This window comes from Nocardia sp. NPDC002869 (assembly GCF_046764065.1).
Taxonomy (GTDB): Bacteria; Actinomycetota; Actinomycetes; order Mycobacteriales; family Mycobacteriaceae; genus Nocardia; species Nocardia rhamnosiphila.
On sequence record NZ_JBKOOL010000057.1, the window covers coordinates 17921 to 31121 of the forward strand.

The window sequence follows — 13201 nt, forward strand, 5'->3', positions numbered from 1 at the left end:
CAGTCCTTTCAGGCGTCTCCGCGTTTTGCCTAGCGATGCGTCGCTCTCGGCGGCACAACCCGCGTCCGTTGCCGCCCGGTGGGCGGATTCGGGTGCGGACATGCCACGTTACCGCGTACGGTCTAGTCGATACATCGCGCTTCCTGACTCGTCGCAAGCCAGTAGTTCGGCTGGTGATGCAGTTCAAGAGGTAAACGGCCGGAAAACCACGGTGGTTCCCGGGGTCGTGGTCTGTGATATCTCGTAGTGATCACAATCATGGCACGCATGTAGGACCGATGATGATCGCGTACGACCCGAGCGCAGGGGGTATGGACATAGTCGAGTTACGGACACCCACAGCAATCGTGCGGCACGGCGAAGGGCGATTGGTCGTCCTGCGCCCCGGTGCCGACGGCGAATCCGAGAGCGACGGCGAGCGAGTCCTCGACGTCGCGGTGACCGACCTACTGGAGGTGCGACTCAGCCGGCGAGCCGATGACGCGGTGGTCATCGAGATATATCTGCGCTATCCGACCCCCGTGCTGGTCGGCGTTCCGGCCGACCGGACCCCGCTGCCCGTGCTGATCGCCGAACACGATGTACCGGCGGCCGCCGGCATCGTCGCCCGCATCAACGACCAGATCCTGGCCGCGCAGCGGATCGATATCGCCGCTCCCGAGCTGATCGCGCCGCCCACCGAACAGACCGAGCACGGGCCGGTACGCGCCGATGTGGAGCGGGCGGTACGCCGGATGTCGGCGACCGGGCGGGGCGAGGCCGCGGTGGCCGATCTGGCCGGTTACGTCACCCCCGACGAATACGTGCTGGAAACCGCGAGTGTCGTCGCGCACCCGCCGGTGGGCGAGGACGACCCCTGCCTGCTCACCGTGACCACGACGCGGCTGCTGCTGGTCTCGCTCGGCACCGGCGAGGCGTATGCCCACGAACTGCCGATCCCCGTGATCATGCGGGCCCGCGCCACCGAGGAGGCGGTCTCGGTGGTGCAGGACATCCGGGTGCGGGACCGCCGTCCCCTGGTGGAAGTACACGACGGCAATACGACGATGTACTTCACCGCGATGGATCGCGCCGATTCCGAACGGCTGGCCACCGCGATCAACTTCGCCGTGCGGCTGGTGGCCGTGGACGGTGCGGCCGGTCCCGCCGATCCCAGCGTCGCGCATCTGTACTCGGAATGGGAGCTGCTGGTGGAGCGGCATTCCCTGGGCATGGTCGACGACACCCAGTTCCAGCGGTACGGCCGCGGGATTCTGCGCTCACTTCCGGGCATCTGAGTCACGGCCGGCCGGGCGGGGACCTCCGGAGCGTGGGGCGAGGTGTGCGGAGCGGCGCGCGGCCGAGCGGCCACCACCGGCCGCGTCGGTACGGCCGCACCCGACGAGCCGGACCGAACCGGGTACCGGTTCCCGGCTACTGCGTACCCACAAGGCGTCGACGGGTCCGTTCCGGAGCCCATTCCGGTAGCTCGGCGACGAGATCGCCCAGCGAGGTGGCGGCCAGACTCGCCCGCCACGCCTCGTGCGCCTCGGCCATCTTCACGGCGAGGAGGCACGGCTCGCGGCATTCCTCCGCGGGCAGTCCGCCGCGACCCTGTTGACGTATTTCGCGGCATTCGTAGGGCGAGGCGCCGCCGTCCACCGCCTCGACGATCTGCAGCAGCGTGATCTCCCGGGCGGTCCGCGCCAGCCGGAACCCACCCCGGGGGCCCGTGGTGGCGCTCAGCAGGCCGGCGCGGACCAGAGCCTGGAGCTGTTTGGCGAGGTAGGGCGCCGGCAGATCGAAGTACTGGGCCAGCTGCGCCGCCGACGCGGTCGTTCCCGGTTCGAGCTGCGCCAGCGATGTGGCGCAGTGCAACAGCCATTCGGTACTCACCGGCAACTTCATGCCTGCGATTCTATCCAAGATATTGCGGATCTATTTAGTCCGAGATAATGTTCCGGCAGTAAGAGACCACCGCTGGAGGAGACAGCCCCATGACCAAGCGAATCGCCGTCGCCGGCGCCACCGGCAATATCGGAACTCTCACCGTCGATGCGCTGCGCGCCGCCGGCCACGAGGTCGTCCGCATCAGCCGCTCACTCGGCGTCGACCTGCGCACCGGCGCGGGACTGGACACCGCCCTCACCGGCGTCGATGCCGTGGTGGACGCCACCAGCGTCGAAAGCACCGACCGCGACGAGGTCGTCGACTATCTCGGCAGCACCACCCGCAACCTGCTGGCGGCCGAACAGCGCGCCGGGGTGGGACACCATGTCCTGCTGTCGATCGTCGGCATCGGCCGAGTGGAGGGCAACGCGCACTACGCCGGGAAGCGGGAGCAGGAACGCCTGGTGGAGCAGGGAAAGGTGCCGTGGACGATCGTCGCGGCAACCCAGTTCCACGATTTCGCCGCGACCGTCACCGGCTGGACCGAACAGGACGGCGTCGCCACCCTCGCGCCGCTGCTCATCCAGCCGATCGCCCCGGCCGACGTCGCCGATATCCTCGCCGAGGTCGCGACCGGTGCGCCGCAGGGCCGCTATCGCGATATCGCGGGACCGGAACCACAGGACCTGGTCGATATGGCCCGCCGCACCAACGAGGCGCGGGGTCGCTCGGTCCGGCTGGTACCGACCTGGTCGTCATTGTTCGGGCCGGAAATGGCCGGGAACACACTGCTGCCCGCCGAGCACGCACGAATCGCCCCGACGACCTTCGACCAATGGCTGGCCACCCAGGGTTAGCGCCCGCGGACGAGCCGCATCGGCGGCAGTAGCCGGAGCGCCCGGCGTATTCGGGCTACACCAAACCGATGCGGCGCCAGGGGCTGGTCGGGCGGAGCCACAGGCGCATCAGTTCCAGGCGGCGATCGACGCCACCGTCTTTCAGCTCCGCCAGGTCCTCACAGGCCTGCCAATACGTCCAGCCGGTGAGGTAGGCATCGCCGAACTGCCGCCAGTTTCGGTACTTGCGCTGGGCCAGCGGAAGCGCCCGGCCCAGGTAATCCCACGCGACATCGGCTTCGATATAGCCGGCGGTGTAGGACATACGCGCCACGGCGACCACCCGCGCCAGATCCCAGGCGTGGATATCGGCCGGTAGGGGCCGCGACAGATGGTCGGTGAAACCGATTTTGATCGCCTGGGACCAGATGTCGTAGTCGCGGACGAGTGCCTCGGAATTGTCGATACCGCGGAACGAGGCGACCTGCCGCAGGAAGGCGCGGTGCCGGTCGGCACGTTCGCCGAACCGGTCGCGTTCGCTGGCATTCAGCGAGGCGGTGACCAATGGATGCACCAGGGCGTACAGCGGGGCGTGCATACCCTCGAGCAGCTGTTCCATGGACGCGCGCGCCTCGGTGCCGTCGGTGATACCCCAGGCCCCGGTGAGGGTGTCGATGGCCAGCTCACGCCGGTCGCCGAGGGGATGGTCGCGTTCGGGCCCCAGCAGGAGCGCGTCGTGGAATGCGTCCCAGCGCGCCGAGTAGAAGGCGCCCAGGGACAACGCGCGCAGGCGGTCGTCGTCGATCTGCGCGCCGGACCAGTGGTCCTCCTCGCGCTTGTCGAGCTCCGGATAGGGAAAAGGGGTCGGCGTGGGCAATCCGGCAGCAGCCATACCGTGAGTCTAGGACGCGCGGGCCCCGCCCGGCCCGGGCAACGTATTTTCACATTTGTTCCTTGGCCTGTCACGGGCTGTGCCGCAGCGCTAATGTGCATTCATGTGTAGAAACATCACCGTCTTGCGAGGTCTGGAGCCCGCCGCTACCGAGCAGGAGATCTATGCCGCCGCACTGCAGTACGTGCGCAAGGTCGGTGGCCTGTCCGGGTTGAGTTCGGCCACCAAACCCGCCGTGGACAAAGCCGTCGCCGCCGTCGCCGCGGCCACCACCGAACTGCTCGCCGAATTACCCGACCGCCGGGTGCCCCCGGCAACCGAGCCGCCACTGCGCCGGTTGGCTCGCGAATCCCAGTAGCTCCCGGCATCGGACACCGCGACCGGGCGCGGTGTCTCGCACAGTGTGTCACGATCGATCCGGTGAGCTGATTCACAATGATCGGCCCCAGCGGTTCCGAGCACGACGCAGTGGGAGAACGCAGTGACCAAAACCGAATCGGGACAACCCGACGCCACGGTGAAAACCGTGGACCCGCCTCCGGACTCGGAGATCCGAGTCCTGAATCCCGCCACCGGCGAGGTGGTCGGCTCGGTACCGGATATGTCGGCCGAGCAGGTCGTCGCGGCCATCGCCGAGTTGCGTGAACACCAGCGCACATGGCAGGCCATCGGCGCCGACGAGCGCAAGGAATGGCTGCTCGAGCTCCAGGACTGGATCATCGACAACACCGAGGTGCTGGCCGACGTCCTACAGTCCGAGACAGGTAAACCGCGGGTCGATTCGCTCATCGACCCGATCTTCGGCAGTGACCTCATCGGCTATTACGCGCGCCGCGCCGCCAAATTCCTCGCCGACGAGCATCCCGCCCCGCACAGTCCGCTGGCCCGGGTGAAACGGCTGACCACGGTATTCGAGCCGTATCCGGTGGTCGGCGTGATCACGCCGTGGAACTTCCCGCTGGCCATGCCGCTGCTCGATGTGATCCCGGCGCTGGCCGCCGGCGCCGCGGTGATCCTGAAACCCTCCGAGGTGACTCCCCTCTCCGCGCTCGAACTCGCCCGCGGCTGGGCCGAGATCGGCGCTCCCCCGGTGCTCTCCGTCGTCACCGGCGCGGGCGCCACCGGCGCGGCGGTGGTCGAGCACGCCGACTACATCCAGTTCACCGGCTCCACCGCGACCGGCCGCCGGATCGCGGCGGCCTGCGCCGCCCGGATGATCCCCTACAGCCTGGAACTGGGCGGTAAGGACCCGGCCATCGTGCTGGCCGATGCCGATCTCGACCGCGCCGCCCACGGCATCGCCTTCGGCGGCATGTTCAATTCCGGACAGGTCTGCATCTCGGTCGAGCGGGTCTATGTGGAGGCGCCTGTCTACGACGAGTTCGTCGCCAAACTGACCGCCAACGTCAAGTCCCTGCGACAGGGCCGCGACGATCGCACACCCCGCAACGATGTGGGCGCCATGGCCAACGAGAATCAGGTCGGCATCGTCCAACGGCATATCGACGAAGCGGTAGCGGCCGGCGCGAAGGTCCTGACCGGGGGCAAGCGGACGGGTGTGGGCACCTTCTTCGAGCCCACCGTGCTGGTGGACGTCGACCACACCATGTCGTGTATCACCGAGGAAACCTTCGGGCCGACACTGCCCGTCATGAAGGTGGCCGACGAGGCCGAGGCCATCCGGTTGGCGAACGACTCCGTGTACGGGCTGTCCGCGACGGTGTGGACGGGAGACAAGGCACGCGGCGAACGGGTCGCGCGGGCGTTGCAGGCGGGCGCGGTCAATATCAACGACGTTTTCGCCAACCTGTTCAATTTCGCGCTGCCGATGGGCGGCTGGGGCGATTCCGGTGTCGGCGCCCGATGGGGTGGCCCGAACGGGGTGCGCAAGTACTGCCGGGCCAAGGCGATCACCACGCCGATACTGCCCACCCAGGAACGGGAACTCACCTGGATGCCGTATGACCTGAACAAGATCCTGATCGGGCTCGGCGCCATGCGCGCGGCCGGAGCGCGCGGTATGCGCCGGATCGATATCCCCGCGCTGCTGCGACTCAAGGGAGACAACCGTGGCGAGTAAGACCGAATCCATTCGCGGCAAGGTCGTCGTCATCACCGGTGGCGCCCGCGGTATCGGCCTGGCCACCGCGGTCGCCTTGGAGCAACTGGGCGCCAAGATCGCGATCGGCGATATCGACGAGAAGACCGTCAAGGAAGCGGGCACCGACCACGATTTCGACTACTACGGCCGGCTCGACGTGACCGATATCCAGTCCTTCACCACATTCCTCGACGATGTGGAACGGGAGATCGGACCGATCGATGTCCTGATCAACAATGCGGGCATCATGCCGACCGGGCGGCTGGTCGAGGAAACCGACCAGATCACCCGGCGAATACTGGAAATCAATGTCTACGGCGTGATCCTGGGGTCCAAGATCGCGCTGGCGCGCATGCTCGCCCGCGGCAGCGGCCACATCATCAATATCGCGTCGCTGGCCGGCGAGACGCATATTCCGGGTCTGGCCACCTACAACGCCTCCAAACACGCGGTGCTCGGTTTCACCGACACCCTGCGCGAGGAGTACCGGGGCACCGGGGTGGCGTTCTCGTCGGTACTGCCGACACTCACCCGGACCGAACTCGGTTCCGGGGTGGCGGCGCCGAAGGGCCTGCCCGCGGCGGAGCCGGAGGATATCGCGGCGGCGGTGGTCCGGCTGATCGCCAGGCCCCGGCCCAAGGCTCGCGTCACCCGGGCGGCGGGTGCCCTGTCGGTGTTCGTGAACCTGCTACCGCAGTCGATGGGTGACGCCCTGGGGCGGTCGATGGGGTCGGCCCAGACCTTCCTCGACGATGTGAACGCCGATGAGCGCAAGGCCTACGAGGAGCGGATCCGGGGAAGCTGAGCCGGAGCTGTCGCCGGGCCGCGGTCCGTCAGCGGAAGGGCCGCGACGCACCGCCGCGGGTCCATCGAGACCCCACCGAAACCCTATTGTGATCAATGTCACTTGACGTGCATAGTCGATCGCACGGTGGCGCGAAATCGCTTCGCCCGACCGCCTTCGGACCGAACCGCAGTTCCATAGGCCGAGGTGACAGCACGCACGGGACAAACAGCCCCTACCACGGCAAACGCGTCGTATTTTACAACGTATCGCCCGGCGGTGCCCGACCGTCGGCGATGCGAAGAACTCATGATGCACATCACCGCGCCACCCCATAAGCTGTCACTAACAAACCTGCTGACTGTTTCGGACCCGATATGCGGACCCACTGAACAAATTAGGGCTGGAAATTCAGCAACGATTCTGATAGCAAGGTGCTATGGACCCGCATTTGCGCGATCTGCGGTATTTCGTCGCCGTCGCCGAGGAACTGCACTTCACCAACGCCGCCCAGCGGCTGCACATCGCCCAACCGACCCTGTCGCGTCAGATCCGGCAGCTGGAACGTCAGCTCGATGTGGTCCTGTTCGATCGCAACCAGCGCAGTGTCGCGCTCACGGTTGCCGGTAAGGAACTGCTCAGCGGCGCCCGCAAGATCCTGGAACTCTGGGAAACCACCAACAGCTCCCTGCAGGAGGCGGGCGAAGTCCTGCGCGTCGGCCTGCAGTCGACACTGGGCCGTGGGCTGCTGCACGATCTCGAGAGCGCCAGTGGCCACCGATTGGCCCTGCACCCCGCCGCCTGGACCGACCCGTCCAGCGGCCTCGCCGGCCGCCAGGCCGATCTGGCGCTGGTCTGGCTGCCCCTGCCCGACCAGAACCGCTACCGCTGGCAGGTACTGCGTACCGAGCGCCGCTGGGTGCTCCTGCCGGAGAACCATCCCCGCGCCAATCAGGAAATGATCGATTTCGCGGATCTGCTCGACGAACGGTTCGTCGCGCTGCCCGCCGAAGCCGGCGCCACCCGCGATTTCTGGCTCGGTAACGACGCCCGCAACGGCCGTCCCGCCACCATCGGCGCGGAAGCAGCCACCCCCGAGGACCGGCTCGAGGCCGTCGGGCTCGGACTGGGCCTGTGCCTGCTCGCCGAGAACAATGTGCCGATGTACCGCTGGCCCGGACTCACCGCCCGTCCGGTCACCGGCCTCCCGCCGTGCGAGCTCGCAGTGGCCTGGCGCGCCGACGACACCCGGCCGACGATTCTGGAATTCGGCCAGCGGGCCGTGTCCGGCGGCTTCGCGGCACCCCCCGCCATCCCGGCCTGACCCGGCGGAACATCGTGGCCAGATGGGCTCGCCCACCTGGCCACGATTCGTTTCAGGCCTGTTCGCCGCCGTAGACCCGCGGGTGGAGCGTGCCGATATAGGGCAGATCCCGGTAACGCTCGGCGTAGTCGAGGCCATAACCGACGACGAATTCGTTCGGGATGTCGAACCCCACATTGGCGACCTCGACCTGGGTGCGCAGCGCGTCGGGTTTACGCAGCAGCGTCACCACCTCGAGCGAGGCCGGGTTGCGGGTGGAGAGGTTGCGCATCAGCCACGACAGGGTCAGGCCCGAGTCGATGATGTCCTCGACGATGAGCACATTGCGGCCGGCGATGTCCTTGTCCAGGTCCTTCATGATGCGCACCACGCCGGACGACGACGTGGAGGATCCGTAGGAGGATACGGCCATGAACTCCATCTGAGTCGGCATCGGCAGAGCTTTGGCCAGATCCGTCATGAAGAAAATCGCGCCCTTGAGCACACCGATCAGCAGGAGATCGCCCTCCGGCGCGTCGGCCGGGTACCGCTTGCCGATCAGTTCGGCCAACTCGCCGACCTTCGCCGCGATTTCCTCTTCGGTGATCAAGACCGAATCGATATCGTCCCCGTACACGTCAACTGGTTTCCCTTCGGTCTCGGCGTTCCCGATCGGTGCGGGCAAGTGTCAGCCTGCCATGCTCGCGAACGACGACCAACCGGGTCCCCCGCTCACCGCCCCCCACGGCCACCCCACCCTGCCCTCGCCAGGCCACCACCAGGTCGTCGATACCGCGGATATGTGTTCCCGCCACCCCGGGAACCCCCTGGGAGAGCAGCCACGCCCGCACCGCCCGGCGGCGCACCGCGGCGGCGGCCTCCGCCAGCACAGCGCAGACCGGCGTTCCGGTGCCGGCCCGCGACAGCAGTTCGCCGGCGAACGCGTCCAGGGCGGCATTGTCCTCGCGCAACTGTTCGGCGGTCCGGGCCAACGCCGGCGCCACCGCACCGCCGAGCACCTCCTCCAGCAGGGGCAGCACCTCGGCGCGCAGTCGTACCCGGGTGAACTCGGGGGCGCTGTTGTGCGGATCCTCGTAGGGCGTCAGCGCGAGGTCGGCGCAGAACTGCCGGGTCGTCTCCCGGCGGACCCCCAGCAGCGGCCGGCCCCACGGGCCGTCGCTCGGGGCCATCCCCTGGATCGACCGCGCGCCCGAACCCCGCCCGAGCCCCAGCAGTACGGTCTCGGCCTGATCGTCGAGGGTGTGGCCCAAGAGCACGGGCAGACCCGATCTCGCCTCCGCCAGCGCCGCGTAGCGTGCGTGCCGTGCCGCCGCCTCCATTCCCCCGGGCCCGCTCACCTCGACCGGCAGCACCCGCGCCGACCGGCAGCCGAGTGAACGGGCCGTCGCCGCGGCCGTCGCCGCGACCGCATCCGATCCGTCCTGCAACCGGTGATCCACGATCAAGGCGTGCACTTCCGCGGATTCGGCGAGAGCGGCCGCGGTGAGCGCCAGGGAATCCGCGCCGCCCGACAGGGCGACGGCCACACACCGACTCTCCGGGCCGAACCCGGTCAGCCACGCCCGCACCGCTTGCCGCACACCGAGCACCGCGGGCGTCTCCGGTAACCGGATCGGCCGCTGTTGGGCGGAGGGCACCGTTCAGTCCAGGACGCGGGCGATCCAGCGCCGCGGTTCGTCGATCTCGTCGGTGCGCGGCAGCGTCTCGGCATCGGTCCACACCATGTTGAAGCGTTCCATGCCCACCGTGCCCACCACCTCGTCGACGAAGGCCTTCCCGCGCACGTACTGCGCCACCTTCGCGTCGATACCGAGCAGCGCGCGCAGCAGGCGCTGCACCGGGTTCGCGGGCCGGGTCCGGCGTTTGTCGAACGCCATCCGGATCTGCTCGACCGAGGGCACCACACTCGGGCCGACCGCGTCCATCACATGGTCGGCGTGCCCCTCCAGCAGCGTGCCGAGTAGTAGCAGCCGGTCCAGTGCCGCCCGCTGGTCCGGCGGCTGAGTGGCCCGCAGCAGTCCCACCACGCCGCGCGAGGCCGGATCGTCGGAAACCTGGCCGCTGCGCCGCAGTTTCACCTCGGTGAGCAACCGGGACAACATCTCCGAGGTCGCCTCGTCACCGATCTCGCCGAGCACCTCGACGTTCTCGCGCATATACCCGGCCAGCCACGGCGACGCCGAGAACTGGACCCGGTGGCACACCTCGTGAAGGCAGACCCACAATCGGAAATCGGCCGACGGCACGGCGAGCGAGCGCTCGACCCCCACGATATTCGGGGCCACCAGCAGCAGCGTGCCGTCCGGACCGGTGAACGGGTCGTACTGGCCCAGGATCGCGGTGGACAGGAACGCCAGCATGGCGCCCACCTGCACCCCGGCCGGTTTACCGGTGAACAGGCCGCGGTCCGTGGTTCCGGTGCCGGTCAGCTGCGACATGGAATCGGCCGCCGCCCCGATCCAGCCGGGCCGGTCCACGATCCGCGCCGCGGGAACGGGCTGGTCGTCGAGCAGGCCGGTCACCGCCCGCACGGGCGCCTCGGCGCACACCGAGGCCTCGCTCAGCTCGGCTACCGCCTGCTCCGCGGCCGGCCGGGAGGTACGGGGTCCGGCCGGTACCAGCGCGGCACCGGTACGGGCCGCCCAGCGCCAATCCACCGAACCCGCAAAAGTACGTCGCTCGTGCTCGCGACCGGAACCGCCGTTCTCGGCCACTGTCCGGGCGCCGGGCCCGTCGGGACCTTGTCGAATCGTCATGCGCCCTCCAGCCGTCAGGAACATCCACAGTTGCGCAACGTGGTCGCGACGGCGTCCAACGCGGGCCGACTGACCTCCGGGGGCCGATCGCTCGACATCAGTGTGAAGGTCAAGACCCGGCCGTCACGATCCAGCACGTAACCAGCCAACGTACTGGCCACCGACAATGTTCCGGTCTTGGCGCGCACCCAGCCGGCACCGCCCTGGTTCTGGGTGACATATCTGCTGCTCAGCGAGCCGGTACCGCCCGCGACCGGCAGATAGTCCAGCATCGGCACCAAACGGCTCGTGAGCGTGGCGGCGGCCGGTTCCGGCTGCGCCTGCCGGCCCGCGCCCGCACCCAGCCGCGGCGCGAGCGGGGCGGGAGCGGAGGTGGTGGGCTCGGCATCCGGTTCGGGGCCGGCCGCGGTGTTGATGATCTGGTTCAGCAGCCGGGCGGGTATCCGGTCGTCCACCGAGAGTCCGCTGCAGTCGAACATCGTCACCCCGGTCATCCCGAAACCGTGTTCGGCCAGCACCGCCGCCACCGCGGCCGCCGCCCCCTCGAACGACATCGGCCGCCCGGTGGCCTGGGCGACCTCCCGGCCGATGGTCTCGGCCAGCACATTGTCCGAATACACCATCATGTCGCGCAGCCGGTCGCGCAGCGGCGCCGAAGCGACCTCACCCAGCCGTTTGGTGCCCTGCGGTGCCGAACCGATACGCACCTTGGCCGGGTCGAGACCGAGTTCGGTGGCCAGCCGCCTGCCCACATCCAGCGCCGGAGTCCCCGATCGCGGCGAATACTCGCCCGCGGGATCGAGCCGGCCGCCGTCGAGCATCACCGATTCCAGCGGAGCGATGGAGCCGCCGGGGATATCGATCGGATCCCAGCCGCGGGCCATGGTCTGGCCCGAATAGACGGAGGTGTCCACCACGACCGTGTCGGCCCGGATATCCGCGTTGCGCACTTGAGCGGCCAGATCCAGCAGACTCCCCGCACCCGGGTAGTAACCCTGCCCGCCCGGTTGGGCGGTGAGCGTGGGATCACCCGCGGCCACCAGCACGATCTCATTGGGCGCCGAACCCGCGACGACCTTGGTCTGCACTCGCTGATCGGCGGGCAGGGTGAGCAACGCCGCCGCGGTGGTCATGATCTTGGCCGTCGACGAGGGCACGCGCGGCTCGTCGGCGCGCTCACTCCACAACACGGTGCCGCTGGCCGCATCGGTGACCGATCCGGCGAAACCACCCAGATCGGGATTGGCGACCACCGGACCGAGCGCCGCCGCGACCCCCGCCGCACTCGGCGCGGGCGCGGTATCCGGGGCCGGCGCGACCTCCGGTGAAACGATGGCCGGTGCGGGCGGCGCGGCGATGGTGAGCCCACCGTGCCGGAACTCCGGCGTCCACGGTTTCAGGATCACCGCGGCCACCGCCGCCGCCCCCGCCAGCACCACCAGCACGATGATCGACCACGTCCGTACACGGCGGCGTCGGCGCGTGGCCGAACCATACCTACCGCTGCCGCCCTGCACCACCACGTTGCCCGTCTTCTCCCATGTCCGGCGACTATCACACCCGAGCCCCCACTGAACCCATGTGCCCGCCGACAACAATATCGGTGTTCGGCTACCGTTCTCGGCGAACAACCGGGTGCGTCGGCGAAGCCGGCCACCACGGCGCATCGTGAGAGCAGCGAAAGGAGCTGGCGTGGAATTCGACGTCACCATCGAGATCCCCAAGGGTTCACGCAACAAATACGAGGTCGATCACGAAACCGGGCGCGTACGCCTCGACCGGTTCCTGTTCACCTCCATGGCCTACCCGGCCGACTACGGCTACATCGAGAACACGCTCGGAGAGGACGGCGACCCGCTGGACGCGCTCGTCCTGCTGCCCGATTCGGTGTTCCCGGGCGTCATCGTCGAAGCGCGTCCCGTCGCCATGTACAAGATGACCGACGAGGCCGGCGGCGACGACAAGATCCTCTGTGTCCCGGCCGGCGACCCCCGCTGGGACCACATCCAGGACCTCGGCGACGTCCCGGAATTCGAACTGGCCGCCATCAAGCACTTCTTCGAGCGGTACAAGGACCTCGAGCCCGGCAAGTTCGTCAAGGGTTCCGAGTGGGTGGGCCGGGCGGAAGCGGAGGCCGAGATCCAGGCGTCTTTCAAGCGTTTGGAAGAACAAGGGCACTGAGGCTCGGCGGGCGGAACTCCTGTGAGCCGGCTTGGATCATGAGGCCGGTGATGCCCTGCGGGGTACAGGGGTTCTGCTCACGGGGTGAGCGGGCGCTCCCGGTAGAGGCGAGGTGGCACGCTCATTCGGGAAGGCGAGGCAACTACATCCGTCGCGAGGGTCGGTGCGCGGCTTGCCTGTGAAGGCGGGAAGCAGGCTTGCCCACGAAGCCCTGGTAGCACCTCCGCCCGCGAGCGCGGGGGCCTCTCACTGACCTGGTAGGCGGAGAAGTGGGCTCCACCGACGAAGGCGGGGTGTGAGCCGCTGGTGAAGGTGGGGGCATGTGGGCTCGCTCGTGAAGGTGGGGTGCGAGCTCGCTCGTGAAGGCGAGAGCGTGAACCTGCTCGTGAAGGTGCTGTGTTTATTGGCGGCGCCTGCGGCGCCGCGGGGTTGAGGCCCCCTTGGTCTCGCCGTTTCGG

At 68.5% G+C, this 13201-nt stretch carries 13 protein-coding genes; 7 read left to right on the forward strand and 6 right to left on the reverse strand.

Annotation, left to right across the window (positions count from 1 at the left end):
- Positions 1-281 precede the first annotated feature (281 nt).
- A complete protein-coding gene (locus ACLML9_RS13295; protein WP_411945801.1) occupies positions 282-1277 on the forward strand; it encodes a hypothetical protein in 996 nt (331 codons plus the stop codon).
- 136 nt (positions 1278-1413) lie between these two features.
- Here the strand turns inward: ACLML9_RS13295 and ACLML9_RS13300 are convergent, their stop codons facing one another.
- Positions 1414-1887, reverse strand: a complete 474-nt coding sequence (locus ACLML9_RS13300; RefSeq protein ID WP_411945802.1) for an RrF2 family transcriptional regulator — start codon at positions 1885-1887, stop codon at positions 1414-1416.
- A gap of 89 nt (positions 1888-1976) precedes the next feature.
- Between ACLML9_RS13300 and ACLML9_RS13305 the strand changes: the two genes are divergently transcribed.
- Positions 1977-2726 carry an SDR family oxidoreductase gene (locus tag ACLML9_RS13305; protein WP_411945803.1) on the forward strand — a complete coding sequence of 250 codons (750 nt, stop codon included), beginning with the start codon at positions 1977-1979 and terminating at the stop codon, positions 2724-2726.
- A gap of 55 nt (positions 2727-2781) precedes the next feature.
- Here ACLML9_RS13305 and ACLML9_RS13310 read toward each other — a convergent pair whose 3' ends face one another.
- A complete protein-coding gene (locus ACLML9_RS13310) occupies positions 2782-3597 on the reverse strand; it encodes a DUF1266 domain-containing protein (protein ID WP_063125480.1) in 816 nt (271 codons plus the stop codon).
- A gap of 103 nt (positions 3598-3700) precedes the next feature.
- On the opposite strand from ACLML9_RS13310, the gene ACLML9_RS13315 reads away from it, so the two are divergent.
- The 4 genes from ACLML9_RS13315 to ACLML9_RS13330 all read left to right on the forward strand — a co-directional run bounded on the left by ACLML9_RS13315 (position 3701) and on the right by ACLML9_RS13330 (position 7806).
- Positions 3701-3955, forward strand: a complete 255-nt coding sequence (locus ACLML9_RS13315; RefSeq protein ID WP_030524159.1) for a DUF2277 domain-containing protein — start codon at positions 3701-3703, stop codon at positions 3953-3955.
- 123 nt (positions 3956-4078) lie between these two features.
- Complete coding sequence (locus ACLML9_RS13320; RefSeq protein ID WP_411945804.1) at positions 4079-5677, forward strand: aldehyde dehydrogenase family protein; 1599 nt, start codon at positions 4079-4081, stop codon at positions 5675-5677.
- Entirely contained in the window at positions 5667-6503 is an 837-nt protein-coding gene (locus tag ACLML9_RS13325; RefSeq protein ID WP_411945805.1) for an SDR family oxidoreductase, read from the forward strand. The genes ACLML9_RS13320 and ACLML9_RS13325 overlap by 11 nt, the downstream gene beginning before the upstream one ends.
- 418 nt (positions 6504-6921) lie before the next feature.
- Entirely contained in the window at positions 6922-7806 is an 885-nt protein-coding gene (locus ACLML9_RS13330; RefSeq protein WP_411945806.1) for a LysR family transcriptional regulator, read from the forward strand.
- Between the two features lie 52 nt (positions 7807-7858).
- Here ACLML9_RS13330 and hpt read toward each other — a convergent pair whose 3' ends face one another.
- The 4 genes from hpt to ACLML9_RS13350 are packed head-to-tail and all read right to left on the reverse strand — an operon-like array spanning position 7859 to position 12082.
- Entirely contained in the window at positions 7859-8422 is a 564-nt protein-coding gene (gene hpt, locus ACLML9_RS13335; RefSeq protein WP_411945807.1) for a hypoxanthine phosphoribosyltransferase, read from the reverse strand.
- Between the two features lies 1 nt (position 8423).
- Positions 8424-9443 (reverse strand): tRNA lysidine(34) synthetase TilS, encoded by a 1020-nt coding sequence (gene tilS, locus ACLML9_RS13340; RefSeq protein WP_411945808.1) that lies wholly within the window; start codon positions 9441-9443, stop codon positions 8424-8426.
- A 3-nt stretch (positions 9444-9446) separates the two neighbouring features.
- Positions 9447-10562 (reverse strand): zinc-dependent metalloprotease, encoded by a 1116-nt coding sequence (locus ACLML9_RS13345; RefSeq protein WP_411945809.1) that lies wholly within the window; start codon positions 10560-10562, stop codon positions 9447-9449.
- Positions 10563-10576: 14 nt separating this feature from the next.
- Positions 10577-12082: a D-alanyl-D-alanine carboxypeptidase/D-alanyl-D-alanine-endopeptidase gene (locus ACLML9_RS13350; protein WP_411945814.1), complete on the reverse strand. Its 1506-nt coding sequence runs from the start codon at positions 12080-12082 to the stop codon at positions 10577-10579.
- Positions 12083-12254: 172 nt separating this feature from the next.
- Here ACLML9_RS13350 and ACLML9_RS13355 point away from each other — a divergent pair, with 172 nt between their 5' ends.
- The gene (locus ACLML9_RS13355; RefSeq protein WP_030524167.1) at positions 12255-12743 is read left to right on the forward strand and encodes an inorganic diphosphatase; all 489 of its coding nucleotides are present in this window, start codon (positions 12255-12257) and stop codon (positions 12741-12743) included.
- Positions 12744-13201: the final 458 nt, after the last annotated feature.